Source organism: Arthrobacter sp. 260 (genome assembly GCF_013116745.1).
GTDB lineage: Bacteria > Actinomycetota > Actinomycetes > Actinomycetales > Micrococcaceae > Arthrobacter_D.
In genome coordinates this window covers 217,663-242,092 of sequence record NZ_JABFOE010000003.1, presented here as the reverse complement: position 1 = coordinate 242,092, position 24,430 = coordinate 217,663, and the positions used below count along the sequence as shown (strand labels likewise).

24 protein-coding genes and 1 tRNA gene are annotated in these 24,430 nt (G+C 64.4%); 14 read left to right on the top strand and 11 right to left on the bottom strand.

Annotated elements, in window-relative coordinates; all coding sequences use genetic code 11:
- The first annotated feature begins 34 nt into the window (after window positions 1–34).
- The 10 genes from HMI57_RS05470 (at window position 35) to HMI57_RS05425 (ending at window position 8,791) form a co-directional block, all read left to right on the top strand.
- Window positions 35–895 carry a Ku protein gene (locus HMI57_RS05470; RefSeq protein ID WP_171584921.1) on the top strand — a complete coding sequence of 287 codons (861 nt, stop codon included), beginning with the start codon at window positions 35–37 and terminating at the stop codon, window positions 893–895.
- Entirely contained in the window at window positions 895–1,164 is a 270-nt protein-coding gene (locus HMI57_RS05465; RefSeq protein WP_171584920.1) for a hypothetical protein, read from the top strand. Before HMI57_RS05470 ends, HMI57_RS05465 begins: the two co-directional genes overlap by 1 nt.
- A 361-nt stretch (window positions 1,165–1,525) precedes the next feature.
- The gene (locus HMI57_RS05460; protein ID WP_171584919.1) at window positions 1,526–2,842 is read left to right on the top strand and encodes an extracellular solute-binding protein; all 1,317 of its coding nucleotides are present in this window, start codon (window positions 1,526–1,528) and stop codon (window positions 2,840–2,842) included.
- A 61-nt stretch (window positions 2,843–2,903) separates the two neighbouring features.
- Window positions 2,904–4,010, top strand: coding sequence for a sugar ABC transporter permease (locus HMI57_RS05455; protein ID WP_171584918.1), 1,107 nt, complete (start codon window positions 2,904–2,906; stop codon window positions 4,008–4,010).
- Window positions 4,007–4,906, top strand: coding sequence for a carbohydrate ABC transporter permease (locus tag HMI57_RS05450; RefSeq protein ID WP_171584917.1), 900 nt, complete (start codon window positions 4,007–4,009; stop codon window positions 4,904–4,906). The genes HMI57_RS05455 and HMI57_RS05450 overlap by 4 nt, the downstream gene beginning before the upstream one ends.
- The gene (locus HMI57_RS05445) at window positions 4,906–6,366 is read left to right on the top strand and encodes a GH1 family beta-glucosidase (RefSeq protein ID WP_171584916.1); all 1,461 of its coding nucleotides are present in this window, start codon (window positions 4,906–4,908) and stop codon (window positions 6,364–6,366) included. The genes HMI57_RS05450 and HMI57_RS05445 overlap by 1 nt, the downstream gene beginning before the upstream one ends.
- A 39-nt stretch (window positions 6,367–6,405) precedes the next feature.
- A complete protein-coding gene (locus HMI57_RS05440; RefSeq protein ID WP_171584915.1) occupies window positions 6,406–7,425 on the top strand; it encodes a LacI family DNA-binding transcriptional regulator in 1,020 nt (339 codons plus the stop codon).
- A gap of 79 nt (window positions 7,426–7,504) precedes the next feature.
- Window positions 7,505–7,581 (top strand) — tRNA-Val (locus HMI57_RS05435).
- A gap of 95 nt (window positions 7,582–7,676) precedes the next feature.
- Entirely contained in the window at window positions 7,677–8,474 is a 798-nt protein-coding gene (locus HMI57_RS05430; protein ID WP_171584914.1) for an SDR family oxidoreductase, read from the top strand.
- Window positions 8,475–8,605: 131 nt separating this feature from the next.
- Window positions 8,606–8,791: a hypothetical protein gene (locus HMI57_RS05425; RefSeq protein WP_171584913.1), complete on the top strand. Its 186-nt coding sequence runs from the start codon at window positions 8,606–8,608 to the stop codon at window positions 8,789–8,791.
- Here HMI57_RS05425 and HMI57_RS05420 read toward each other — a convergent pair.
- Genes HMI57_RS05420 through HMI57_RS05410 form a run of 3 tightly spaced genes read right to left on the bottom strand, consistent with a single transcriptional unit; the run spans window position 8,788 to window position 11,932 of the window.
- The gene (locus tag HMI57_RS05420; RefSeq protein WP_171584912.1) at window positions 8,788–9,513 is read right to left on the bottom strand and encodes a glycosyltransferase; all 726 of its coding nucleotides are present in this window, start codon (window positions 9,511–9,513) and stop codon (window positions 8,788–8,790) included. The genes HMI57_RS05425 and HMI57_RS05420 overlap by 4 nt on opposite strands.
- Window positions 9,510–10,868 (bottom strand): PIG-L family deacetylase, encoded by a 1,359-nt coding sequence (locus tag HMI57_RS05415; RefSeq protein WP_171584911.1) that lies wholly within the window; start codon window positions 10,866–10,868, stop codon window positions 9,510–9,512. Before HMI57_RS05415 ends, HMI57_RS05420 begins: the two co-directional genes overlap by 4 nt.
- The gene (locus HMI57_RS05410; RefSeq protein ID WP_171584910.1) at window positions 10,865–11,932 is read right to left on the bottom strand and encodes an acyl-CoA dehydrogenase; all 1,068 of its coding nucleotides are present in this window, start codon (window positions 11,930–11,932) and stop codon (window positions 10,865–10,867) included. The genes HMI57_RS05415 and HMI57_RS05410 overlap by 4 nt, the downstream gene beginning before the upstream one ends.
- Before the next feature lie 117 nt (window positions 11,933–12,049).
- On the opposite strand from HMI57_RS05410, the gene HMI57_RS05405 reads away from it, so the two are divergent.
- Window positions 12,050–13,549 carry an FAD-dependent oxidoreductase gene (locus HMI57_RS05405; protein WP_171584909.1) on the top strand — a complete coding sequence of 500 codons (1,500 nt, stop codon included), beginning with the start codon at window positions 12,050–12,052 and terminating at the stop codon, window positions 13,547–13,549.
- A gap of 50 nt (window positions 13,550–13,599) precedes the next feature.
- The gene (gene pstS / locus HMI57_RS05400) at window positions 13,600–14,724 is read left to right on the top strand and encodes a phosphate ABC transporter substrate-binding protein PstS (RefSeq protein WP_346655138.1); all 1,125 of its coding nucleotides are present in this window, start codon (window positions 13,600–13,602) and stop codon (window positions 14,722–14,724) included.
- Window positions 14,725–14,827: 103 nt separating this feature from the next.
- Here pstS and HMI57_RS05395 read toward each other — a convergent pair whose 3' ends face one another.
- On the bottom strand, window positions 14,828–15,394 hold the full coding sequence (locus HMI57_RS05395) for an SRPBCC family protein (protein ID WP_171584907.1): 567 nt from the start codon (window positions 15,392–15,394) through the stop codon (window positions 14,828–14,830).
- A gap of 173 nt (window positions 15,395–15,567) precedes the next feature.
- Here HMI57_RS05395 and HMI57_RS05390 point away from each other — a divergent pair, with 173 nt between their 5' ends.
- Complete coding sequence (locus HMI57_RS05390) at window positions 15,568–16,047, top strand: DNA starvation/stationary phase protection protein (protein WP_171584906.1); 480 nt, start codon at window positions 15,568–15,570, stop codon at window positions 16,045–16,047.
- 24 nt (window positions 16,048–16,071) lie between these two features.
- On the opposite strand, the gene HMI57_RS05385 is transcribed toward HMI57_RS05390, so the two are convergent.
- Together HMI57_RS05385 and HMI57_RS05380 are read right to left on the bottom strand one after the other, a co-directional pair.
- The gene (locus tag HMI57_RS05385) at window positions 16,072–16,881 is read right to left on the bottom strand and encodes an enoyl-CoA hydratase-related protein (protein ID WP_171584905.1); all 810 of its coding nucleotides are present in this window, start codon (window positions 16,879–16,881) and stop codon (window positions 16,072–16,074) included.
- A 61-nt stretch (window positions 16,882–16,942) separates the two neighbouring features.
- Window positions 16,943–17,842 (bottom strand): type II CAAX endopeptidase family protein, encoded by a 900-nt coding sequence (locus tag HMI57_RS05380; RefSeq protein WP_171584904.1) that lies wholly within the window; start codon window positions 17,840–17,842, stop codon window positions 16,943–16,945.
- A 132-nt stretch (window positions 17,843–17,974) separates the two neighbouring features.
- Between HMI57_RS05380 and HMI57_RS05375 the strand changes: the two genes are divergently transcribed.
- Window positions 17,975–19,333: a GH1 family beta-glucosidase gene (locus tag HMI57_RS05375; protein ID WP_171584903.1), complete on the top strand. Its 1,359-nt coding sequence runs from the start codon at window positions 17,975–17,977 to the stop codon at window positions 19,331–19,333.
- Here the strand turns inward: HMI57_RS05375 and HMI57_RS19495 are convergent.
- The 5 genes from HMI57_RS19495 to hpaH form a co-directional block, all read right to left on the bottom strand.
- Entirely contained in the window at window positions 19,330–21,114 is a 1,785-nt protein-coding gene (locus HMI57_RS19495) for an EAL domain-containing protein (RefSeq protein ID WP_171584902.1), read from the bottom strand. The genes HMI57_RS05375 and HMI57_RS19495 overlap by 4 nt on opposite strands.
- The gene (locus tag HMI57_RS05365; protein ID WP_171584901.1) at window positions 21,111–21,950 is read right to left on the bottom strand and encodes an alpha/beta hydrolase; all 840 of its coding nucleotides are present in this window, start codon (window positions 21,948–21,950) and stop codon (window positions 21,111–21,113) included. The genes HMI57_RS19495 and HMI57_RS05365 overlap by 4 nt, the downstream gene beginning before the upstream one ends.
- Before the next feature lie 140 nt (window positions 21,951–22,090).
- Complete coding sequence (locus HMI57_RS05360) at window positions 22,091–22,831, bottom strand: LysR family substrate-binding domain-containing protein (protein ID WP_171584900.1); 741 nt, start codon at window positions 22,829–22,831, stop codon at window positions 22,091–22,093.
- Window positions 22,832–22,856: 25 nt separating this feature from the next.
- Window positions 22,857–23,660 (bottom strand): aldolase/citrate lyase family protein, encoded by an 804-nt coding sequence (locus HMI57_RS05355; protein ID WP_171584899.1) that lies wholly within the window; start codon window positions 23,658–23,660, stop codon window positions 22,857–22,859.
- Window positions 23,645–24,430: a 2-oxo-hept-4-ene-1,7-dioate hydratase gene (hpaH, locus tag HMI57_RS05350; RefSeq protein WP_171584898.1), complete on the bottom strand. Its 786-nt coding sequence runs from the start codon at window positions 24,428–24,430 to the stop codon at window positions 23,645–23,647. The genes HMI57_RS05355 and hpaH overlap by 16 nt, the downstream gene beginning before the upstream one ends.

Sequence of the window (24,430 nt, the reverse complement as noted above, 5' to 3'; positions counted from 1 at the left end):
ATCCGCGGAACCCAAACACTGGTTCACTAGTTACATGAGAGCCATTTGGAAGGGCGCAGTTGCGTTTGGGCTGGTCAACGTGCCGGTCAAGGTCTACAGCGCCACCGAGGACCACGACATTAGTCTCCATCAGGTCCACGACAAGGACGGCGGCCGGATCCGCTACCAGCGCCGCTGCGAGATCTGCGGCGAGGTAGTCGAGTACAAGAACATCGATAAGGCGTACGACGACGGCGAGCGCACCGTGGTGCTCACCGAGGAGGACTTTGCGACGCTCCCCGTCGAGAAGAGCCGGGAAATCGGCGTCGTCGAGTTTGTGCCGAGCGACCAGATCGACCCGATCATGCTGGACCGCTCCTACTTCCTGGAACCGGATTCGACATCGACCAAGGCGTACGTCCTGCTGCGCAGGACCCTTGAGGAGACGGACCGCACAGCGATTGTGCAGTTCACGCTGCGGCAGAAGAGCCGGCTCGGTGCACTGCGGGTCCGCGGCGATGTGCTGATGCTGCAGTCGCTGTTGTGGGATGACGAGGTGCGGGACGCCAAGTTCCCCTCCCTTGACGAGCGGGTCCGGATTTCGGCGAAGGAGAGGGAGATGTCCGCCGCGCTGGTGGAGTCCTTCTCGACCGACTTCGACCCCGAGAACTTCACCGACGAGTACCAGGTTCAGCTCCGGACCCTGATCGAGGCGAAGCTTGAGAAGGGAGAAGCCCTCGACACGGAGGAGACCTTCGGAGAGTCCGGTGACGACGACGGCGGCGGGAAGGTCCTCGACCTGATGGAGGCGCTACGGCGCAGCGTGGAGAAGAATCGCGAGAAAAAGGGCACGTCGGACTCGAAAACAACCGAGTCGAAAAAGGCACCATCCAAATCCAAGGCAAAGGGCGCCTAGTGGCACACACCGGATCATCCCTCCCCAGCTTCTTCACCAATGCGCGTGGAGAACAGACCATCGCGCAGGCCCCCAACGCTCCCGTACTCGGCTGGACACTTTTCGGGCTCGCTTCCCGGATGGCCCTGCGCGAGGAAAACCGGGTGCTGCTGCGAACCCTCAGCCGGGTGTGCCTCTGCCTGTGGGCAGTACTGGAGCTAACCCGCGGCGAGAGCGGATTCCGCCGGACCATGGGCGGTCTCACCCTCGGCTGGCTGGCCACACGCTAACAGTCGCGTAACCAGGTCACTGTCCCCTCACTGTCCCGAGTAGCCGGGACGCCACAGTCAAGGGGCGGAATTTCCACGCCATTTTTAGACCCCTTCTTCGAGACGCCGCCGGTTTTAGACGCCGCCGTGTGCAAGTTTCCCCAGGTTCTGGCCGCTGAGGGCTCGGTTTGACGGCGTGTTCCACTCCGACGCGCACCCCGGGGCCGAGAATGTGGGGAACCTTGCACGGCCCCGCAACCTTCAAACTCGAGAGAGCGCTCTCTTGACGATGTGACATTCCGCACATACAGTGGATTCACACCTCAGAGAGCGCTCTCTCGCCTAGTCGGCGTATGTCGCTCACACACACAAAGGAGTGATCGTGGAATACTCGCGACTCAGGAAAATCACCGCCCTCGCCAGCGTCGCATCCCTTGCGTTCGTGGCGTCGGGCTGCGGCGGCGGGAACGGTGAGCCAGCCAGCGCCGACAATCCCGTTGCCTTGACCGTCACCACCTTCGGACAGTTCGGCTACGACGACCTCTACGCCGAGTACGAGGACCAGAACCCCGGCGTCACCATCGAGGCAACGAATATTGACGGCAGCGCCAATGCCCGCACCGACGCCTTCACCAAGCTTGCGGCGGGATCAGGTCTCAGCGATGTTGTTGCCGTCGAGGAAGGGTGGCTCGGCTCCATCATGGAGGTGTCGGATCAGTTCGTCGACCTCAACGAATACGGCGCTGCGGACATCAAGGACAACTGGGTGGACTGGAAGTTCGAGCAGGGCACCGACCCCGAGGGACGGGTGATCGGGTACGGCACCGACATTGGACCCCAGGCCCTCTGCTTCAACCGCACCCTCTTCGAGGAGGCCGGCCTGCCGACCGACCGCGAGGAAGTCGCCGAGCTGTTCGGCGGCGACGAGGCCACCTGGGAAACCTACTTCGATCTGGGCCGCCAGTACCACGAAGACACCGGCAAGGCCTGGTACGACCAGTCCAGCTTCGTCTGGAACTCGATGGTCAACCAGATGGAGGAGGGCTACTACACGGCCGACGGCGAGCTGAACGTCGAGGGCAACGAGGCGATGCGCGCCCAGTTCGATCTCCTGGCCAGTGGAACCCTGGATGGCCTGTCGGCCAACCAGACCCAGTTCGACTGGGGCAACGGTCAGGCCTTTGTGGACGGCTCCTTCGCCGTTCACGTCTGCCCGGCCTGGATGCTCGGCACCATCAAGGAACAACTTGAGTCAGCCGGCGGCGGTCCCGAGAGCGGGTGGGACGTTGCAGACGTCTTCCCCGGCGGGGCCTCGAACTGGGGTGGAGCTTTCCTCTCCGTTCCCCAGAGCTCTGAGCACCCCGTTGAGGCAGCCAAGCTGGCCGCATGGCTGACCGCTCCTGAGCAGCAGGTCAAGCAGTCCGCAGCAGCGAACAACTTCCCGAGCACCCTTGAGGCGCAGGCGGAAATCGTGGAAGCGGCCGTCCCCAATGAGCTGTTCAACGACGCTCCCTACGGCGCCATCTTCGAGTCCCGCGCCGAAGGCGTTGTCGCCCAGTTCAAGGGTCCCTACGACTCGGTGATCCAGGAGAACGTGTTCGCACCCGCGGTGAAGCTCCTCGACACAGGTGAGGGCACGGCAGACGAGGCCTGGGAAGAAGCACTGACCCTCCTCAACGACCAGGTCGTCAACAACTAGCAGCACCCGGCCGCGGGGCCTCCGGGAGAACCGGGGGCCCCGCAGGGAGTCTGAAATCATCATGACCACGACATTGAACCGCCCGGCGGCCGGCAAGGCCGCGACGAAACCCGCAGTCACCTTCCGGCAACGCCTCAGCGTTTTCGACCTGAAGGTTTCCCCCTACCTCTACATCGCCCCGTTCTTCATCCTGTTCGCATTGGTGGGACTGTTTCCCCTGGGCTACACCTTCTTCGTCTCGCTGTTCGACTGGCACCTGCTCAGGGGACAGGGCGAGTTTGTGGGCCTGCAAAACTTCCAGGAAGTCTTCCAGGACCGCTTCTTCTGGAACTCCCTGTTCAACACCATGAGCATTTTCCTACTCTCCACCATCCCGCAGCTCGTGGTGGCTATCTCCATCGCTGCCGTACTGGACCAGAACCTGCGGGCCAGGACATTCTGGCGGATGAGCATCCTCCTGCCCTACGTGGTCACCCCGGTGGCCGTGGCAATGATTTTCGCTAACATGTTCGGCGAGCAGTACGGGTTGATCAACAACATTCTCGCAAGCTTCGGCGTCGACCCGATCATGTGGAAGAACGAGACCCTCCCCAGCCACATTGCTATCGCCACCATGGTGAACTGGCGGTGGACCGGATACAACGCGCTGATCCTGCTCGCCGCGATGCAGGCAGTGCCCCGGGACATCTACGAATCGGCGGCCATCGACGGCGCCGGGCCATTCCGGCGATTCTTCAGCATCACCCTGCCAAGCATCCGGCCCACCATGATCTTCGTGGTCATTACCGCGACCATCGGCGGACTCCAGATCTTCACTGAGCCTCGGCTCTTTGACCCCCGGACCGCAGGCGGGACGGCAAAGCAGTTCCAGACCACTGTGCTCTACCTCTGGGAAATGGCGTTCCAGCGCCAGAACTTCGGGAAGGCTGCCACGATCGCGTGGATCCTTTTCCTGATCATCGTGCTCTTCGGTGTGATCAACTGGCTCATCTCGCGAAGGATCGCCACCAGTGGCGATGACCGTGGTGGAAACCGGCGGGCGCGCCGCCGAAAGCGACCTGTCGCCCCTGCGGCAGTCCTCCCCGCCGTCGGCGCGCAGCCACCGGCACCCTCGGCTGATACTGCCGGGGAGCCACTGGCGGGACCAACTACAAGGAGTGGACGATGACTGTCACCCAGACCCGCCCCGCGGCAAGTAAGCCGTCGACGCCGCGGTCGCTAGCCACACGCAAGGCACTGTTCGGGAATGGTCGCCGGCCGGGTTTTCTCACCTATGGACTCCTGATCGCCTTCTTCCTGGCCTCGGCCTACCCCCTTTGGTGGTCGGTAATCATCGGGAGCCGTTCCAACGAGGCCCTGGGACAGACCTGGCCCCCGCTTCTCCCGGGCGGTAACTTCTGGACGAATGTCGGCGAAGTATTCGACACGATTCCCTTCTGGCTCGCGCTCGGGAACAGCGTACTGATTTCGAGCATCATCACTGTCTCGGTGGTGGGGTTTTCCACCCTCGCCGGTTACTCGTTCGCGAAACTCAAATTCAAGGGACGCACCGGCCTGATGGTCGCCGTCGTGGCGACGATGGCCATTCCTACGCAGCTCGGCATCATTCCGCTGTTCATGCTGATGCGCACCCTCGGGTGGACGGGTGAGATCGGCGCCGTCGTCATCCCCACCCTGGTCACCGCGTTTGGAGTCTTTTTCATGCGCCAGTATCTGGTGGATGTCATCCCCGATGAACTCATTGAATCCGCCCGAATGGACGGAGCCTCAATGATTTCCACCTTCTTTCATGTCGCTCTCCCCGCGGCACGGCCAGCGATGGCTATCCTCGGATTGTTCACATTCATGACCGCGTGGACTGACTTCCTCTGGCCGCTACTGGTGCTCGACGCCGGCAACCCCACCCTGCAGACGGCACTCAGCCAACTGCAGTCGGCACGCTACGTCGACTACTCGATTGTTCTCGCTGGCGCTGTACTGGCAACACTTCCGCTGCTGGTGCTGTTCGCCGTCGCGGGCCGTCAACTCATTTCCGGAATCATGCAAGGAGCAGTGAAGGGCTAATGCCATTGAATGCAACACACCACGGTGCCACCGGCGCCGACCCCGCCCGCCACTGGCCGCAGGGCTTCCTGTGGGGTTCAGCCACCGCCGCTGCCCAGGTGGAGGGCGCAGGCCACGAGGGCGGGAAGGAGGACTCCGTCTGGGACGCTTTCGCCCGGGTACCGGGTGCGGTCGCCCACGGGGACACCCCCGAGGATGCGGTGCAGCACTATCACCGGATGCCCGAGGATGTAGCGCTCATGAAGGAACTGGGGCTTGGCTCCTACCGGTTCTCGACCAGCTGGGCGCGGGTGCGTCCCGGCGGTCGCGGGCCCAACACCGAAGGACTGGACTTCTACTCCCGTCTCGTCGACAACCTCCTGGAGGCCGGGATCCTGCCCTGGCTGACCCTTTACCACTGGGACCTCCCGCAGGCGCTTGAGGAGAAGGGGGGCTGGGCGAACCGGGATACGGCGTTGCGGTTCGTTGACTACGCCAATGACGTCTATTCAGCACTCGGAGACCGGGTGCAGCACTGGACCACCTTCAACGAACCCTTCTGCTCGTCCCTGCTGGGCTATGCCGCTGGCGTTCACGCGCCCGGTCGACAGGATCCACGCGCAGCGGTGGCAGCCATTCATCACCAGCACCTGGCGCACGGCCTGGCAGTTAACGAACTCCGGGACCGGGGGGCCCAGCATCTTGGGATCACGCTCAACCTGAGCAACTCGATTCCCCGCGATCCCGCCGACCCGGTGGACCTCGACGCGGCCCGCAGGTTCGACTCCCTCCAGAACCGGATCTTCCTGGACCCGATTCTTCGCGGCGCCTACCCGGAGGACACCCTCGCGGACCTTGAACAGTTCGGCATCCGGGAGGTGATCCAGCCGGGTGATCTCGATGTGATCGGCACCCCCCTCGATTTCCTGGGCGTCAACCATTATCACGACGACCTGATCAGCGGACACCCGAACACCGAGGGGGGCGACGGTCATTCCGGGGGCGCCACCCGGCCGACGTCGTCCTGCTGGATCGGTTCGGAGGACATCGCGTTCCCGAGCCGCGGGCTGCCTCGGACCGCAATGGACTGGGAGGTCAACCCGGATGGGCTGCGCGACCTCCTCCTCCGGCTGGGCGACGAGTACCCGACGCTGCCCCCGTTGTACGTCACCGAGAACGGTGCCGCGTACGACGACGACGTCAGCAGCGACGGGATGGTTCACGACGAGGAGCGCACGCGCTTCATCCTCGATCACATCGCCGCCGTCGGCGAAGCACTCGACAAGGGCGCGGACGTCCGCGGCTACTTCGTGTGGTCTCTCCTGGACAACTTCGAATGGTCCTGGGGGTACGGCAAGCGATTCGGGATAGTGCGGGTGGACTACGACTCGTTCGAGCGGACAGTCAAAGACAGTGGGCTCGCGTACGCTCGTGTCATTTCCGGTGCCCGGACAGCGTCGCTCTCCCCGACAGGAGCTTAAAGTAGTCTCAGCAGTACGTTCGAGACCTCGGAGAAGACAATGACGCAGGACACAAGCGGACCCCGGCCGGTCGCCACCCTGGAAATGGTGGCGGCGCTGGCCGGGGTTTCACGGGCCACGGTATCCCGCGTTGTCAACGGCTCCCCAAGCGTCGACCCTGAGCTTGCGCAATCGGTGAAAAAGGCGATCCTCGCGCTGGACTACACGCCGAACCGTGCCGCCCGTTCCCTCGCCAAGCGCCGGGCGAACACGGTAACCCTGATCGTCCCCGAGTCGACGTCGAAGGTCTTCGCCGACCCGTTCTTCGCCTCGGTGGTGGAGGGCATCGCCATGTACCTGACCGACACCGACTACACCCTCAACATGGTGATCTCGTCCGAATCGAAGCCGGAGAAGACCCGCAGTTTCCTGCTCGGCGGCAACGTCGACGGCGTCCTGGTGGTCTCCCACCACAGCGGGGACCACTCCTGGACGCACCTCTCGGGGTCACTGCCGATGGTGTTCGCTGGACGCCCGCTGGTGGGCGGCAGGGAGAGCTACTACGTCGAGGTCGACAACGAGCAGGCCGCCTACAACGCCACCCGCCAACTCACCGACTCCGGGCGGGTGCATGTAGCGACGATCGCCGGGCCCCAGGACATGCCGCCCGGTATCGACCGGCTCGCCGGCTGGCGGGCCGCTGTCCAGGAGGCTGGACTCGGGGAGTCCCTGGTGGAGACCGGTGACTTCACCCAGGTGTCCGGGACCCGCGCGATGCAGCGCCTGCTGGACCGCGGCGGCCCCCTGGACGCCGTCTTTGCGGGTAACGACCAGATGGCCGCGGGAGCGTACACCGCGATTCAGGGGAGGGGTCTGCGCATCCCCGAGGATATCGCCGTCGTCGGTTTCGACGACGATTCCTTCGCCACCTCGGTGACACCAGCGTTGACCACCGTGCACCATCCGATCATCGAGTTGGGCAAGAAGATGGCTGAGACCCTGGTGAACCTGATCGAGGGAATCCCGACCGACCGGGTGACGATGCTTCCCACCTCCCTCGTCATCCGCGATTCCGTGTAGCAGGACCGGCGAATTTCCTGTGGCCCGAGTATGGCCTAAACTAACAACTGTCCTCCTGTAGTTGCAGGGAGTCACACCCGCCTGTGTAGCTCAGTCTGGTAGAGCATCCGCTTCACACGCGGAAGGCCCGGGGATCAAGGCCCCGCGCAGGCACCACCACCGGCCCAACGCCTCAGCGTTGGGCCGGTTTTGTGTCCCGGCAAGGTCAGCAGGCTTGCTTTCCCTGTTGAATCCTCGGAAGGATAGGGACCATGGCATACACACCCAGCACAGCAATAGTCACCGGTTCCGATTCCGGCATCGGCCGGGCCACCGCCCTCGCCCTCGCCGAGGCAGGGTGCGACGTCGGAATTACCTGGCACTCCGATGAAGACGGCGCCAACGAGACCGCGCGTCTAGTCCGCGAGTTTGGACAGAAGGCAGTGGTCTCCCAGTTGGACACCACTGACGCTCCCGCCTGCGGAGATGTGGTCGAGAAGATGATCAGCGAACTCGGCGGACTCGATGTGTTCGTCAACAATGCGGGCGTCAACGGGGGGACCCCCTTCATGGAGACCAGCTACGACGAATGGCGTGGCACCCTCGCCGCGAACCTCGACGGTGCGTTCGTCTGCATCCAGCGCGCCGCGGCACAGATGATTTCGGCAGGGAACGGCGGCAGGATTATCGCCGTCACCAGCGTGCACCAGGAGCAGCCCCGCGTCGGCTCCGCAGCCTATGATGCGTCGAAGCACGGCCTCGGCGGGCTGATCAAGACCATCGCCTTGGAGTTGGGCGATCAGGGAATCACCGCTAACGCTGTGCTTCCCGGTGAGATCTCAACGGCGATGAACGATGCCGAGGACGACGACCCTCACGAGATCGACCGCCCGGGCATTCCGCTGGGCCGCCCCGGAGCTTCCGAGGAAGTCGCTGCAGTGATTGCGTTCCTGGCCTCCCCCGCGTCCAGCTATGTAAACGGGGCGTCCTGGGTTGTCGACGGGGGCATGCTGCAGATGGGCCCGCAGGCAGGTTCGCACCTCACCAGTGGGAAGTGGCGCACGGTCTAGCGGCTCGGGCCTACCCCGGACTCCCAGGGGGAATTCACCTGCCGTTCAGGCGGGATCAGTACGTTGAGGGAATCACCTCCCGTACCGAAAGGACCCCCGTGGACAGCTCATCGCATTTACGAGAGGACGTTGTGGATTGGTCGACTCTGCGCCGTGGGCAGCAGGTCGCCTTCACCCACCGCAGTGACGGCCCGGTGGCCGGTGCAGTGGAAATGCGCACCGATGACGCCTCGGTCCTGTGGATTCAGCTCGATAATGGCGGCGGACGCCGGCTGATTCACTGCGACGACGGGTACCGGCTCAAACGGGCTGGCTAACCCGCGGCCCCACGACCAGTCAGGGGTAGTTCCCGGAGGTAACCGGCAAACCCGCCCGGTGTGCGACCCAGCATCCTTGCCGACGTGGTGGCCCTGATGCTGTCGACCGCAGCCCAGGTGATGCCATGCGCCTTCAACCGGTCCGTGAGGTCCGCGTCCTCATGGACCTGGAGTGCAGCGAATTCCCCAACCGCCAGATAGCCGTCGGCACGGAAACCCAGATTCGCTCCATGGACGTACGAGTGCCCGTCGTCGAGCGGATGTGCCTGATGCCAGGCGCGGGCGCGCTCCGAGTCGAGGCCCACCGGGTCGGGCACCACGGTGCCCAACACCAGCTGCACACCCTGCCCCGCGAGCCGGCATTGTTCGACCAGCCAGTCCGCGGGCACCACGGTATCCGCGTCAGTGTTGGCCACCCAAACCTCCTCCATGGGTCGGGCCAACCGGGAGAGGGCGTAGCCAATACCCGCGCGGCGAGCCAGCCCCACCGAGGCAAAATCGACCTCCAGCGACTGGGCCAATGGGTAGTCAGCAACCACCCCTGCCGACCCGTCGGTGCATCCGTCCAGCACCACTGTCACAGTAAGGTCGATACTCGGGTAGGTGGCGGCCAGCACCTGTGCGGCAGTCGTAATCGCCGCGAGACACGGGGGGAGGCTTTCCTCCTCATTCCGGGCGGGGACGACGACGGTCACCGCGCCGGGTAGCTGCAGCCCGCTCACAGCACCCCCGTGGACCGCGCCACAGACACTGCGGGAGGGTGCACCAGGAGGTCGATGCGGAAGTCCTCCTCGCTGTGCTCGGCGAACACCGCCAGCGGTGCGGAGCTGCGGAAGAGTTCGTGCACAGTGTCGCCGTCGAGTTCCCAACCGTCCACCGGGTGACGCCAGTGACAGAGCAGGACCACGCCGTCGGGCGCCAGGGAGTCGACGACGCGGGCGACGACGTCGAGCAGTTGCGTGCGGGTCAGGAAGTACCCCACCTCGGAGATCACCACAAGGTCGAACTGGCCCGCCGGCCAGTCCTGCGGAATTGACGCCACACGAGCCTCCGCCCGCGGGAAGTCGGCGAGCCGGCGATGAGTGGCGGCCACCGCGGTCGGGCTGATGTCCAGGGCGAGCAGGGAGTCGCTGCGCGCCGCGAGTTCGGCTGACAGCACTCCGATCGAACACCCCAGTTCAAGGGTTGCAACGAAGCGTTCCCGCGGGAGCAGCGCCAGGGCGACCGACCGCTTTCGGCGTTCGTAGAAGCGGTCCTGCAGTCCCCATGGGTCTTCCGAGGCCGCATGGAGGCGCTCGAAGACTCCCGATGAGGGCGTGGGAATGAAGGTCTCGAACCCGCGGGTGAAGTGCTCCAGGAAACCGGGGGCCAACAGCGCTTCGTCGCCCGGCTCCTCGGAAAGCGGCGCGGTCTGGCTGGCATGCATGAGCAGCGCCGACTGTTTGAGCGTTTGTTCGTCGCCGGCCAGGTCCAGCACCGCGAGCTGATCCCAGGGCACCTCCGGCGAGTCCGGGGTTGCCCAATGCCAGAGCCACACCGGGTATTCCAGCAGCGGCAGGTTCAGTTCGGCGGCGAGCTGGGCTGCGGCATGTCCGGCAGCTTCGTGGTCACCATGCCCGTCCCCACGCCACGGTGCCACCAGCAGCGTGCGCTCACCGGTTCGTCCGCCGGAGTCAATCTCCTGGCGGAGCAGCCCCACCAGTTCGTCGGCTGCCAGCGATCCGTCCGGGAGGCCAAGGAAGCGTACCCGCGCGGAAGGTGCGAGCATCTCGACGGCGTCCTCAAGTTCGCGGCGCCGTACGCCCCCCAACTGAACGGGAGTGTGCGTCGGCGAGTGCGGGTGGGAGGCCTCGCCGTTGGTGGCGACCACGATGTCGGTAACAACTCCGGCGTGCGCCAGGCGCCGCACCAGCCCCGCAGCGCCGAGCGTCTCGTCGTCCGGGTGCGCTGCGACGACGATCACCCGCTCCGGCAAGCGGCCGTCGAACAGAGACTCGACACTGAGCCGTGCGTCGCTGCGCCAGTCCTGGCTCCAGCGATGTTCCGGTGTACCGCCGTCGTCGTGCGTGAAGCTCACCACTGGCCTTCCCCCGTTCCCATGAGCCGTTGCCCCAGGGAGACGGCATCCCGCTCGGCGTGATGCTGCCTCAGGTAGACCTGCAGGTCGGCGACCCGGCGAGCATGCTCCTCCTCAAGAACCAGGGGTGCTGGCCCCAGAGCGTGGCCTACCGTCGTAAGGATTGCCTCTGCAGCGTCAGCCACAATGCTTCGTACCCGCGCGGCGAGGAGCGCGCCGGCGTCGCCGCTGGCCCTGCCCGCGTCGATGGCGTCCGCGGCAGTGGCGAGCGAAACCCGGGCGGCGTGCAGTTGACGATCCACCTCGCCCAGGTGCATCAGGGCAAGCTGGTCCGGTGCCCGGTCACCGATCGAGCGCAACAGGCGCCGCGCCACCCCCACCGCGCCGCCATACCAACAGGCGGCGACGCCGAGCCCGCCCCAGGCGAAACCGTCACGCACCAGGTACCACGAGTCGTCACCCACCGGCGTGGCCACGGCCTGGTCGAAATCGATTGGCCCACTGTCGACTGCGCTCAAACCTCTGCTCACCCAGGTGCCCGTGACAGGGGTAACTCCCGGCTGGCCGAGGGCCACGGCGAAAGCACGCCGTCCACCGCCGGGCAGATGCGCCGTAACGACCGCATGGTCGAGCCTGCCGGCGAGCGAGCACCAGGGTTTCCGTCCGGTCAAAAGCCAGCCCTGGTGATCGTGCGGGTGTGCCTCAAGGCGGGTTCCTGGTCCCTCGGCAGCAAACACCCCCCAGGTTCCCTCAGTGGCCGGCTGGCCAGCCTGGGCCAGGATGGCGAGAGCATCCAGGTGGGGTTCAACGGTACGTGCGACAGTCAGGTCGGCGGCGGCGAGGGTTGCCAGTGTTTCCCAGAGCTGAAGAGTCGATCCAGTCCCGGGCAAAGGGGCTGATCTTCCTAGCTCGGCGGCAAGAGCAAGGGCCCCAGCGACCGAACCCGCAGCAGCGGTTCCCTGGTCGTAGAGCGCATCCTGGGTCTTTGACCCGGCGTCCAAGAGTACTGACCGCTTCGGTTCCGTCACATCGTCCTCTTCCGTCGGCGGCACAATAATCAGCATACTTACTCCATCTCGTCTCTGCTCACCGCGGCAACCCGGCTATACCTGGAATTCCTTGACGGGACGGGGATTTGGGAGTGGGCTTAGGTCCCAGACTCCAACGGCGGAAGGTACCCCATGACATCCCTGTGGCAGGCGAGCCGGCCCCCGGTTCCGGCCGATCCTTTCACCCCCGGCGCCAGCTATGACTCGGTGGTGGTGGGTGCGGGCATCACCGGAATCAGTACCGCGCTTCTGTTGGCGCGCTCCGGGCAACGGGTCGCCGTCCTGGAAGCGCGTCGTGCAGGCGATGTCACTACCGGCAACACCACGGGAAAGGTGTCGCTCCTGCAAGGGACCCAGCTTTCCACCATCATCCGGCATCACGGTGCCGAGACAGCGCGCCATTACGTCACCGGCAACCTGGAGGGCCAGTCCTGGTTGCTGCGGTTCTGCCGTGAGCACGGAATCCCGTTCGATACCGCCGATGCGGTGAACTACTCGGTCACCGCCACCGGCGCCACCGTCCTGGCCGCGGAGCTTGATGCCTGTCGAGCAGCGGGACTGTCACCGACGCTCGGCAACGAATCCTCCCTGCCCTTTGCGGTGACCAGTTCGCTCCGACTTGCAGGGCAGGCGCAGTTTCATCCCCTGCAGGTGCTGGCTGGCCTTGTTGCTGACCTGCGCTCCCACGGCGGAGCGCTGATCGAAGGTGTCCGGGTTGAAGGGATCACCACCGGCAAGCTGAAAGGTGACAAGATCCGGGTGAACACGGCCAGGGGGCCAGTGATGGCCGAACATCTGATCCTTGCGACCGGCACCCCGATTCTCGACCGGGGCGGGCACTTCTCGGTTCTCACCCCGCAAAGGTCCTATGCTGTTGCCTTCACCGCCGAGGAGGGTTCACCGTTGGAACTGGACGGGATGTACCTGTCAGTCGACCCGCCCACCCGCTCCCTGCGCACCAGCGTGGTCAACAGCCGGAAGTACCTGATCACCGGCGGTAATGGGCACCGGGTGGGCCGCCAAACCCACACGCAGGGCCTCGTCGATGACTTGGTCCGGTGGACCCAGCAACACTTCGGCTCGGTACACCCGGTCCATCACTGGTCCGCTCAGGACTACGAACCGGCCTCCGCGGTTCCCTACGTGGGCAGGCTGCCCCTGAGTCGCCACAACATCTATACGGCCACCGGTTACAACAAGTGGGGTCTGACCAACGCAGTGGCCGCTGCCCTCGCCCTGTCGGCGGAGATCCTCGGCGGCCACATGCCGTGGGCCCGCAAGTTGTACGCCACCAGGGTCGCCCCCCAGGACGCCCTCAGCACCGTGAAGTCCAATGCTGGTGCCGGGCTCGAACTGATCAACGGGTGGTTGGGGTCACTCGCGCGAACCTCGACTGTCAACCCACCGGAGGGCCAGGGAGTGGTGGTCCGCACCGGTGCCCGTCCCGAGGGGGTCTGCGTGGTGGACGGCGTCACGCACCGCGTCTCGGCCGTGTGCCCCCATCTTGGCGGAGTCCTGGGCTGGAACGACGCCGAACGGTCCTGGGACTGCCCTCTTCACGGATCGCGCTTCACGGCCGAGGGCACCCTTCTGGAAGGCCCTGCCACCCGGGACCTCACCAGGGGTGGATGACACTCCGGCGGAAATTCGTTCACCTACTGTTCACCTGTATCGTAAATAACGTGCTGTCCCACCCCACGCGTCGCCTCCCCCTGCTCATCGCCGCCCTTCTCGGGCTGTCACTTACGGCGTGCGGCTCTGACTACCCGTTGGGCCCGGAGCAGGAAGCTGCCGCGCTACGCGCCAACTCCGACCTTCGGGGCACGATCACCGGAGCTGGCTCATCGGCGCAGGGGCCCGCGATGGACGGTTGGATTTCCGGGTTCGGAACCCTTCATTCACAGGTTCAGCTCCAGTACTCGCCTGACGGTTCGGGGGCGGGCCGCGGTGCGCTGCTCGCGGATGCCGTGCAGTTTGCCGGGTCAGATGCCTATCTCAACGACGAGGAGCTGGAGGAGTCCAAGGAGGCCTGCGGGCCGGACGGGGCGTTCAACATCCCCACCTATGTGGCACCCATCAGCATCGCTTTCAACCTTCCCGGTATCACCGAACTCGACCTGGATGCGCAGACCATCGCCGGCATCTTCCTGGGCGAGATCACCTCCTGGGATGATCCGGCGATCGCTGACCAAAACCCCGACGTCGACCTGCCCGACCTGCGGATCACGCCGGTCAGCCGGTCTGACGATTCGGGAACCACCGAGAACTTCACCGATTACCTGCACGCAGTGGTGCCCGATCTCTGGACTTCCGAAGCGGACGGCACCTGGCCCAGCGAGCTGGGAAACGAGAACTCCAAGGGCAACGCAGGGGTTGTCAGCACGGTGTCCGGCACCGAGGGTGCGGTAACCTATGCCGACGATTCCGCAGTTGGCCCCCCGCTTGGCCGTGCCAACCTCCTGGTGGGCGACGAGTACGTCCCGGTCAGCACCGAGGCCGCTGCGGCGGCCCTCGACATTGCAACACCCGTGGACGGGCGGGCTGAGAACGACATTGCCTTGAATCTGGACCGGACCACCACCGAGGCCGGGGTGTACCCGCTGATCCTGGTGTCCTATCACATCTACTGTTCGTCCTACCCTGACGAGACCACTGTTGAACTCATCAAGGAGTTCGGTACCTATGTGGTCAGTCCTGAAGGCCAAGCCGCTGCAGCGGAGTCCGCGCAAAACGCACCGATCTCCGCCCGACTCTCCGAACGGGCCACCGACGCGATCCAGAGCATCACCCAGCGGGACCCATCCTAGGCTTTCATCAGCTGGCCTAACCAAAAATCGGCCGGACCCATCCCGTAGGGGAGGATCCGGCCGATTTGATGACGGCTTGCGGGCGGTCATGCCCGCAGGCGGGTTAGCTCGGCGCGACAGTTGCGCGCGGGCCGCCCGACTCGGGATCGTCCAGTGAGGGATCGCTGAGGTCCGCTGACCCGGCCGCTGCGCCGGTCCCCGCCGTGGTGCCTGACGGTGGCGCATCAATGTCGCCCCGCCATGCCCCGGTTTCAGCGTTGTTGCTTTCGATGAACTCCTTGAAGCGCTGGAGATCGGACTTCACCTGCCGGTTGTCGGCGTTGACTGCCGAGCCTACCTTTTCGGTGAACGTCTCCGGGTGCCAATCCAGCTGCACGGCAACGCGTGAGGTGGTGTCGTCGATCCGGTGGAAGGTAACCACACCTGCGTGGGACTTTCCGTCGACACTCTTCCAGGCGATGCGTTCGTCGGGGTGCTGTTCTGTGATCTCGGTGTCGAACTCGCGCTCCACTCCCCCGATCTTGGTGACCCAATGGTTGCGGGTCTCTGACGTCTGGGTGATCGATTCCACCCCGCCCATGAACTGGGGGAACGTTTCAAACTGTGTCCACTGGTTGTAGGCAGTATTCACTGGCACTGCCACGTCAATGGATTCCTGGACTGTCGTCATATTGGTTCCTCCTGTAAGTTCCACAACAAATGAACTACTAAGTAAACTGATTGTATTCCTTGCCGCTGGATTTCAACAACAACCGAGGTCTAGGGTGAAGATTGATCCACCCCTCGCATCCGGTGCTTTACTAGCTGCTGGAGAGGGCAGGTTCTATACACAGGAGGATACCCATGAAGGCGTCAAAGACACTGACTGACAACATGCAGGCCGTACTGGTCGAGCTCATTGAGCTTCACCTCCAGGGCAAGCAGGCGCACTGGAACGTCGTCGGGAAGAACTTCCGCGACATGCACCTGCAGCTGGATGAGATCATCGACGATGCCCGCCTCTTCGCGGACCAGATCGCCGAACGGATGCGCGCGCTCCACGCTGTGCCCGATGGACGTAGCGCGTCAGTCGCGAAGGGCACCACCCTCAATCAGTTCCCCGCCGGGCTGGTGTCCACGGCCGACACCGTGACGATGGTGGTCGCCATGCTGGAGGGCGCCGTGGCCACCATGCGCGGTGTGCATGACCAGATCGACGAGGAGGACCCCACCACCGCGGACATCCTGCACGGTTTCATCGAGAAGCTGGAGCAGTATGCGTGGATGGTGGACGCCGAGAACATGGAGCCCACCGCCACCGTGACCAAACCCGCGAAGGCCTAGTCACCGGCAGCCCGCTTTCCCCTGTCAGCGACCGGGGAAGGCGGGTTTTTCCTTGGCCAAGAATGCCCGGGTGCCTTCCTGCATGTCCGCGGTCCTGAAAGCCTCCCTGAAGGCCCCAGCCTCAATCTCCAGACCACGGGCGGTGTCGTGGCCCTCAACCTGGCGCATGGTCGACTTCACTGCCGCGACCGCTGTCGGAGACTGTCCGGCAATCCTCAGGAGGGTGCTTCGGGCGCCGCCCAGCAGCTCCTCCTGGCTATCGAAGAGGGCATTGACCAGTCCCACCCGGTGCGCTTCGTCTGCTTTGATCAGTTGACCCGTGTAGAGCAACTCGCGGGCACGAGCGGGCCCCACCCGCTGCTGCATCCTGACGGAACCCCCAAAGCCGGGCACCAGGCCCAGGCTCACTTCCGGTTGACCAAAGGCTGCCCGGGTGGTCGCGTAAATGAAGTCGCAGGCCATGGCTAGCTCGCAGCCCCCGCCCAGTGCGAATCCGTTCACTGCTGCGATCACCGGCACGTGCAGCGACTCCAGCTTCAGTGTCAGTGACTGCATTCTGGTGCTGTACGCCCAGGCCTGGTCCGGGCTCATATCAGTCATTTCGCGGATATCGGCACCAGCAGCAAACGCCTTCTCCCCCGCGCCGGTGATAATCATCCCGCGGAAGGGCCACTTCCCAACGGTGTTCACCGCAGCGAGGATATCGAGAACATGATCCAGTTCGTCGATCACCTCGGACGAGAGCGCATTGAGCGCCGCGGGCCGATTGAGGGTGACGGTGACGATCGCTTCCTGGTGAGCAACCAGAAGACTTGAATATTCCTTAGAATGCATATACTGGATCCCTGTCGTGGTGGTGGCGTGCGTACTGGGTTTGTTCAGTGGTGGTCCGACGCTAGGTGAGCAGTTCGGGGGGAAGCATGAGGAGCAGTCCGATGGCCGAGCCGTTGAAGACGATGTGGGTCATAATGGCCGGACCCAGCCGTCCGGTCCAGACCGTCAGAATGCCGCAAATGACCCCTACGGTGAAAGTTCCCACCAGAAGGTAGACCGAGGAACGCAGGTCGCCGACTGCGCCCGTGTGGAGGAGGCCGAAGGCGAGTGAGCTGACCAGGATGGCCACTACTGTCGCGGTGGTCAGAGACCGCCGTTCAGTGGCTGCCGAGACCCTGCCCCTTGCCGATCCCTTTACCCACCAGGCGTTCTGCACCGCGCGAAGGACCAGACCCCGATTGAACAGTTCTTCAAGGAACGGTGCAATCAGGGCCCCTCCCAGCACAGCGTTCACGAAGATCCAGCCATCGTCCCCGGTCAGGAAAAGTTCCGCGTTGCCCTGCAGGACCTCACCCTCTTCCAGCGGCCACAGCAGTGTGATCACCACCTGCACCAGAGCCAGGACCAAGCGGGCCGCTATGCCGACGCCCAACCCGATCGCCAGGTCGATCCATTTGAACCGGAGGCCAAAATCCTTGGCCAATGAGCCGAATCCCCACGCACGCGAGGCCGCCAGACTGCTTCCCAGCAACACCAGCCAGGTGAAGCAGAGCGAAACGAAAACCAGTTCCGGTCCGAAGGGAAGCATCGTGGACAGGGCTAGGGTGGCCCCCAGCGGCAGCGCCAGGACGAGGACCAGGCCGGCTCCGGCCTGCCACAACCCCCACCCGGGTTTGAGCAACCCCGTAGGACTAACCTGCGCCGGGTTGGCGAGCCGAAGGTCAACCGGCCCCGATTGGTTCCCTGGCAACCTGCCATTGGCCGGTGGGACATCAGTCCCGGTGGTGGGTTTACTCCGCATATTCAGCACACTACCTGTCGGCTGGGCTGTGGGACGCCCCAGTGGTGAACGAACCGGTGTACAGCCATTGACGAAAGCGGGCCGCGAGGTTTTAGGTGAAGGAATACTGCTGAGCGCCGGGGAAGGAGGCCCATGAACCTCTTCGGGTTGCCTCCCGGGTTCGTGTTCGGCACTGCGACCGCCGCCGCCCAGATCGAGGGCGGGGCCCATGCGGGCGGGCGGGGTGACAGTATCTGGGACGCCTATGCGAGCGGCCACCGGAACATCCTTGACGGATCAAGCCCAGCGGTAGCCTGCGACCATTTCCACAGGTATGCGGAAGACTTTGGCCTGCTTGAGGAACTCGGCGTGCAGGCCTACCGGATGTCCATTGCCTGGCCCCGCATTCAACCCTCCGGGCGCGGGCCCGCAAACCCCGAAGGGGTTGCCTTTTATCACCGGCTGCTGGATTCACTGCTGGAGAGGGGCATCCAACCGTGGGTCACCATTTACCACTGGGATCTGCCACTGGCGCTTCAGGACGCCGGGGGTTGGCAGAACCGTGACACCGTCGCTGCGTTCGCTGACTACACGCGGATTCTTCGGGACGAGTATGGCGGAAAGGTCGCGGCGTGGATGACCATCAACGAACCCGTGGTCCACGCGGGTGTGGGTCACGCGATCGGTCACGCTGCGCCAGGGCTGATGTTGCTGGGCAGCGCATTCCTGGTCGCCCATCACCTGCTGCTGGCGCACGGGACCGCGGTGCGGATTCTTCGCGAAACGCTCTCCACCCCCGTGGGGATCGTGAACAACCATTCCCCGGTCGAACCAGCGACCGACTCCGAGCGGGACTCACGCCTCGCGGTGCTCTACGACCACTATCACAACGGTCAGTTCGCGGGTCCGGTACTGGCGGGCACCTACCCACCCGAGCTGCAGTCGGTGGCCGGGATTTCCTTCGAGGTGATCCGGCCGGGCGACATGGAGATTATTTCCTCGCCGCTGGATTTTTATGGGGTCAACTATTATTTCCCCACCAGGGTGGGCGCTGCTCCTCCCTTTTACCCGGTCCCTTTCGTGCCGAAACCGTACGACGGCGTCCCGGTCACCGACTTCGGGTGGCCTGTTCTCCCGGCGGGCCTGCCCGCCATCCTGGAGCAGCTACGAGCCTCCTACCCCCAGCTCCCGCCGGTGTACATCACCGAGAACGGGTGTGCCTACAACGATGGACCGCAAGGCGGAACGGGGAATGCGAGGGGGGTGCTGCATGACACCCGCCGGATTGAGTTTCTGGAGCAGCACCTGGCAGCGATCGGGGACGCGATCACCGCTGGCGTCGATGTCAGGGGCTACTTTCACTGGACCCTGCTGGACAACTGGGAGTGGCAGGAGGGGTACACCAAGAGGTTCGGTTTGGTGCGCCTGGAACCCTCGACGCTGGCGCGCGTTCCGCGGGAGTCGTTCTACCGCTACGCGGAGATTATTCGGACGGTACGGGGCGGGATCTAGCTGCTGTGCCGCCCGTCGGCGGAAGGCCACCCAGTTTGGCCGTGGGACGGGGAAGTGGCCAGCAGCCCACGGAACTCCAACTCCTCCACTGGCCGCCCCAGATAATAGCCCTGCAGCCGATCGCAGCCCGTGCCACGAAGAACGGTCAGCTGACCGGGCCGTTCCACGCCCTCGGCGACGACGCGTAGACCAAGGCCATGCCCCAGGCTGACAATCCCTGCGATGAAGGCCAGGGAGCCCTCATCGGAGAGGCTGCTGATGAACGATCGATCGATTTTCACCTCGGTCACGGGGAGGTGGCGGAGTTGGTACAGGGAGGAGTAGCCGGTGCCAAAGTCATCAACTGAGAGGCCGACGCCGAGCTTGCGGATATTCTCCAGTGCTCCGTTGTGGATCACCGCCTCGGAAATAACCCGGGATTCGGTGATTTCCAGGGTGAGCGCGTCTCCCGGAAAGTCAGTGTTCCCGAGGGTCGCGCCGATGAAGGGTTCAAACCGCGGATTGGTGAGCTGGTTTGCTGATACGTTGACCGACATTTCGATGGCATGCCCCTCCCGTCGGAGTTGCGCGCCGAAGCTGCACGCTGAGACGAGGACGAACTCTCCGACCTCCTCGATGAGGTCGCTTTCCTCGGCAATGTCGATGAAGGCCACCGGGGTGAGCAGGCCCAACTCGGGGTGCTGCCAGCGCACCAGCGCCTCCGCACCGACGATGGTGCCGGTTTCGGCGTCGAACTGCGGCTGATAGTGGACGGTCAACTCGCCCCGCCCGGCAGCTCCCCTGAGGTCGGTTTCCAGGCGGATGCGTTCGGGCAGGTGGATACGCTCCAGCGGCTTTCCCCGCGACCGGGCTTTGGACCGATACATGGCGGCGTCGGCGTCGTCGATGAGTTGTGTGGCAAGGGACAGCAGCGTTTCCTCGCTGCCATGCTGCTCTGGATCTGCACGCGCGGATCCCACCGCAACGTCAACTGTGACATCGCGACCCAGGATTTTCGCGGGAGGGGCCAGGGCCAGGCGGATCCGGTCCTCGATGACGTCCAGCTCGTTGGCAGCATTGACGGCAGGTACCAGAACCACAAATTCGTCACCGCTGTAGCGGGCGACGATGTTTCCGAATCCCGCAGCGGCTATGAGGCAGGCGGCGACGTGGCGCAGGACTTCATCGCCGGCAGTGTGTCCCAGGCTGTCGTTGATTCGCTTGAACCTGTTCACGTCGCAAAAGAGCAGCCCCACCTTCTCTCCCGTACTCGCGGCCACCATGAGGGCGTCTCGAATGCTCCGCTGGAGCAGGGCCCGGTTGGCGAGCCCGGTGAGTGGATCGTGCAGGGCCTGTTGCCTTGCCTCGTCCAGAAGCCGGTTCCGTGCGCTCTCCGCCTCCTGTAGGCCCCTGAGCGCTGCGACGAGTTCCCGTTCATGCAGGCGCCGTTCTGTGGCCCGTGACGCGACAATCCAGTCGGTCGCTGGGCGCCCCTCCGCCGCAGGCTGGCGGGCAATCGACAGCAGCACCGGAATGCGGGTGCGGTTGACTCCCAGCAGTTCGGTGGAGAGTTCCGCCAGGGAACCCACCTCGTCCAACTGGGCCATGGCATGGGTGCCGTACATGATCCGCTCCCCCACCGGCAGAATCCGGAGGAAGCTGCTTCCCAGGAGACTGGCACGGTCCGTCCCCACCCATTCGCTGAACGTTTCGTTGACCTCGACGATGGTTCCGTCGGTAGCGGTCACCACGTAGCCAGCCGGCGCAGCGTGGAAGAACCGCTCGAAATCTACCGGTTTCACCCGACCGGCACAGGTTCTGGGCTGACCTGCTCCAGGAAGTTCAGCATGGTGGTAGCCGTCTCCTCGGAGGCACTGGACTGCGGGAAGTGGCCCTTCGCCTTCATATTCACTAGGGTGCTGTGCGGAATGTGATCGACCAGGTACCTGCCGATGTGCGGCGGCACCACCACGTCGTCGGCGCACTGCATGATCAGCGTCGGAACCTTCACCTGGCCGAGCAGATGCCTGACATCCGTGAGGAAAGAAACCCTGGCAAACTCGCCAGCTATCAGTGGATTCGTCTTGTGGAACCTCTGCTCCAGCTCCATGCCGAGTCCTGGATCGTGAGGCGCGTTCATGAATACCGGTGCCATCCTGCTGGCCCACACCACATAGTTGGCGTCCAGCGACTCAAAGAGTTCCTCCAGATCCTCCTGGGAGAACCCGCCAACATACCCGTCCTCGGGCCGGTCCATGTAGCTGGGGGATGCCGCCAGCAAAACCACCCTGTCGAGACGTTCGCTGGGTCCAGCAGCCACCGTGACGGCCAGCATCGCGCTGATGCTGTGCCCAACGAGTGTGACGTTGCGAAGGTCGAGTTCCTCAAAGATCTCCAGGAGGTCGTTGACGTAGCCCAGGAGATCGCTGTATTTGATCGAATCGTAGGCCTTCAGGTCCGACCCACCAGCGCCCACATGGTCGAAGAGGATGACGCGGTATTTGCCAACGAAATACGGCAGGATCTTGCTCCACATGCCCTGGTCGGTTCCGAACCCGTGAGCAAACACCACCACCGGTCCGTCCGCGCACCCCAGCTCGGTCACGTTGTTGCGCTGAAGCACGCTACCTTGACTCATGATCTTTCCTTTCCCAAGCGACACCCGGCAATTCCCCACCTAATCCTCCCCCACCAACTCGCCGGAAAGGTCGTTTGGGTGAAGACGCAACGCAGTTGGTACACAGCAATGGCCGGCCTGCAGGTGACGGGGACTGATGCCTAGCGGCGACCACGCCCACCGGCGCCGGGTTTCCGCCCGCGCGGGTTCTGTTTCTTGGCCCCGGTCGGCGACTTTCTGGACCCCCCGGCTTTCGGCGAAGACGATTGCACCCGCACCGACGCCTGTTTTTTGCTGGCCGTTTTCTGCGCCTTCTTTTCTTTCTTCGCCGGTTCTTTCGCCGATGGCTGCCGCGAGCTGCGCTCGGTGCGTCCCCGGACAATACCGATGAACTCCTCGATATCCTCGGTGGTGTTCTCGGCAAGCCAGGCAACGGCGATGGTGGTGACCGGTACGTCCAGGACTGGCCGATAGACAGCATCCCTGCGGGCATAGAGCCGGGCAAGCGACATTGGCACAATCACGACGCCGGCGCCGGTTGCCGCCAGTTCGATAGCAGCCTTTGCTCCACCGTGAGCGAGGACGTCGAGGATGTTTTCGGCGGCAAGTTCGGCGAGGGGAACCTCGTCGAACAGTGAGAGCTCGTGGTCTTTGCCTGCCACCACCACCGGTTGCTCCTCGTAGAGCGGGATCACGCTGAGCCCCTCGCGGTCCACCGGAAGGCGGACAAAGCCGAGGGCAACCGAACCATCCCGCAGCGCCGACTGCTGGCTGGCAGCGTCATATTCGAGGGTTTCCAGTGGCTTCCCAGGGTGCCTGTCGCGCCACCGGCTGACCCATTTGCCGGGGGTCACACCTGGAACGAAACCGACGGTGAGGACACTGGACTGGGGCTCGGACATCTGCTCACCCTAGCTCACCCGGTGGTTAGTAGCTTGCGGGGGAATCGCCGTCGGATACGGGGATAAACTGCGCTGCCAGCGCTTCCGAACCCCGAGCCAACACCGCGACATCGGCTCCGACCAGGATGAAACTGGCACCACTGTCCAGATAGTGGCGCGCGGTGTGGTGATTGAAGGCGTTCACGCCCGCCGGCTTGCCGGCTTTTGCCGCCGCCGCAAGGCACCGTTCGACGGCGGCGCGCACGAGGGGGTGTTCCTGCTGGCCGAGCACGCCCATTGACGCGGCCAGGTCGGAGGGCCCAATAAAGATGGCATCCACGCCGTCCACTCCAAGTATTGACTCCACCGCGTCGACGGCGGCGCTGGATTCAATCTGCACGGTTACGCTGATGGTTTCCGCGGCGTCGCCCAGATAACCGGGTACCCTGTTCCAGCGGGAGGCCCGGGCCAAGGCTGATCCGACACCACGCACCCCGGCGGGCGGGTAGCGGGTCGCTGCTACGGCCGCTTCGGCGTCGGCCACCGAGTTGACCATCGGAATCAACAGGTTCTGCACTCCAAGATCCAGGTACTGCTTGATCAGCACAGTCTCGTTCACCGGGGGTCGCACCATCGCATGGACCGGGTAGCCGTGGACGGCCTGCAGTTGGGCGAGGATGGATTCGAGGCCATTCGGGCTGTGTTCGGCATCGATGAGGAGCCAGTCCAGGCCGGCGCCAGCGCAGAGTTCGGCGACCAGGGGGCTTCCGGAGCACACCCACATCCCTGCCAGTGGCCGGTCGGCCACCGCGAGGCCAGCGCGGAAAGTGGCGGCTAGTGGAAGTGGCATGTCACTGCTCCCAGTGGTCCGTAGTCGGCGTGGATGGTGTCGCCTCTGTTGACCCACAGCGGTCGGGTAAAGGACCCCGCGAGGATGATGTCCCCCGCTTTCATGCTGTCGCCGTGCGCGGCAATCTTGTTGGCCAACCAGTGGACGCCGGCCGCGGGATGGTCGAGCACTCCGGCGGCGACGCCGGTCTCCTCGACCGTCTGGTTCTTGTACAGGATCGCCGCGATCCAGCGGAGATCAACGGCGTCGGGCTTCACCGGACGGCCACCGACCACCATGGCACCCATTGCCGCGTTGTCGGAGATGGTGTCCACGATGGTTCTCCCCTCCATCTCGATCCGGGAGTCCAGGATTTCGAGAGCGGGGACCACGTAGTCGGTGGCGTTGAGGACATCGAAGATGGTGCAGCCCGGACCGGCCAGGTCACTCTTCAGAACGAACGCGAGCTCCACCTCAACCCGGGGGTGGGTGTACCGGCCCCAGTCCACCGAGCAGCCGGTGTCCAGCACCATGTCATCAAAGATGGCGCCGTAGTCGGGTTCGGTGATGCCGGTGGCGGCCTGCATGGCTTTGGAGGTAAGACCGATCTTGCGTCCCACGAGGGTCCGCCCGGCGTCCTCGTTGCGCTGGCGCCACAGTCGTTGGACGGCGTAGGCGTCGTCGACGGTCATGCCGGGATACCGGGTGGTGAGGCGGGGAACCGGGGTACGGCTGCGTCCTGCCTCCACCAACTCGTCGGCAATGGCTTCGATTGTTCTGGCATCCAGCAT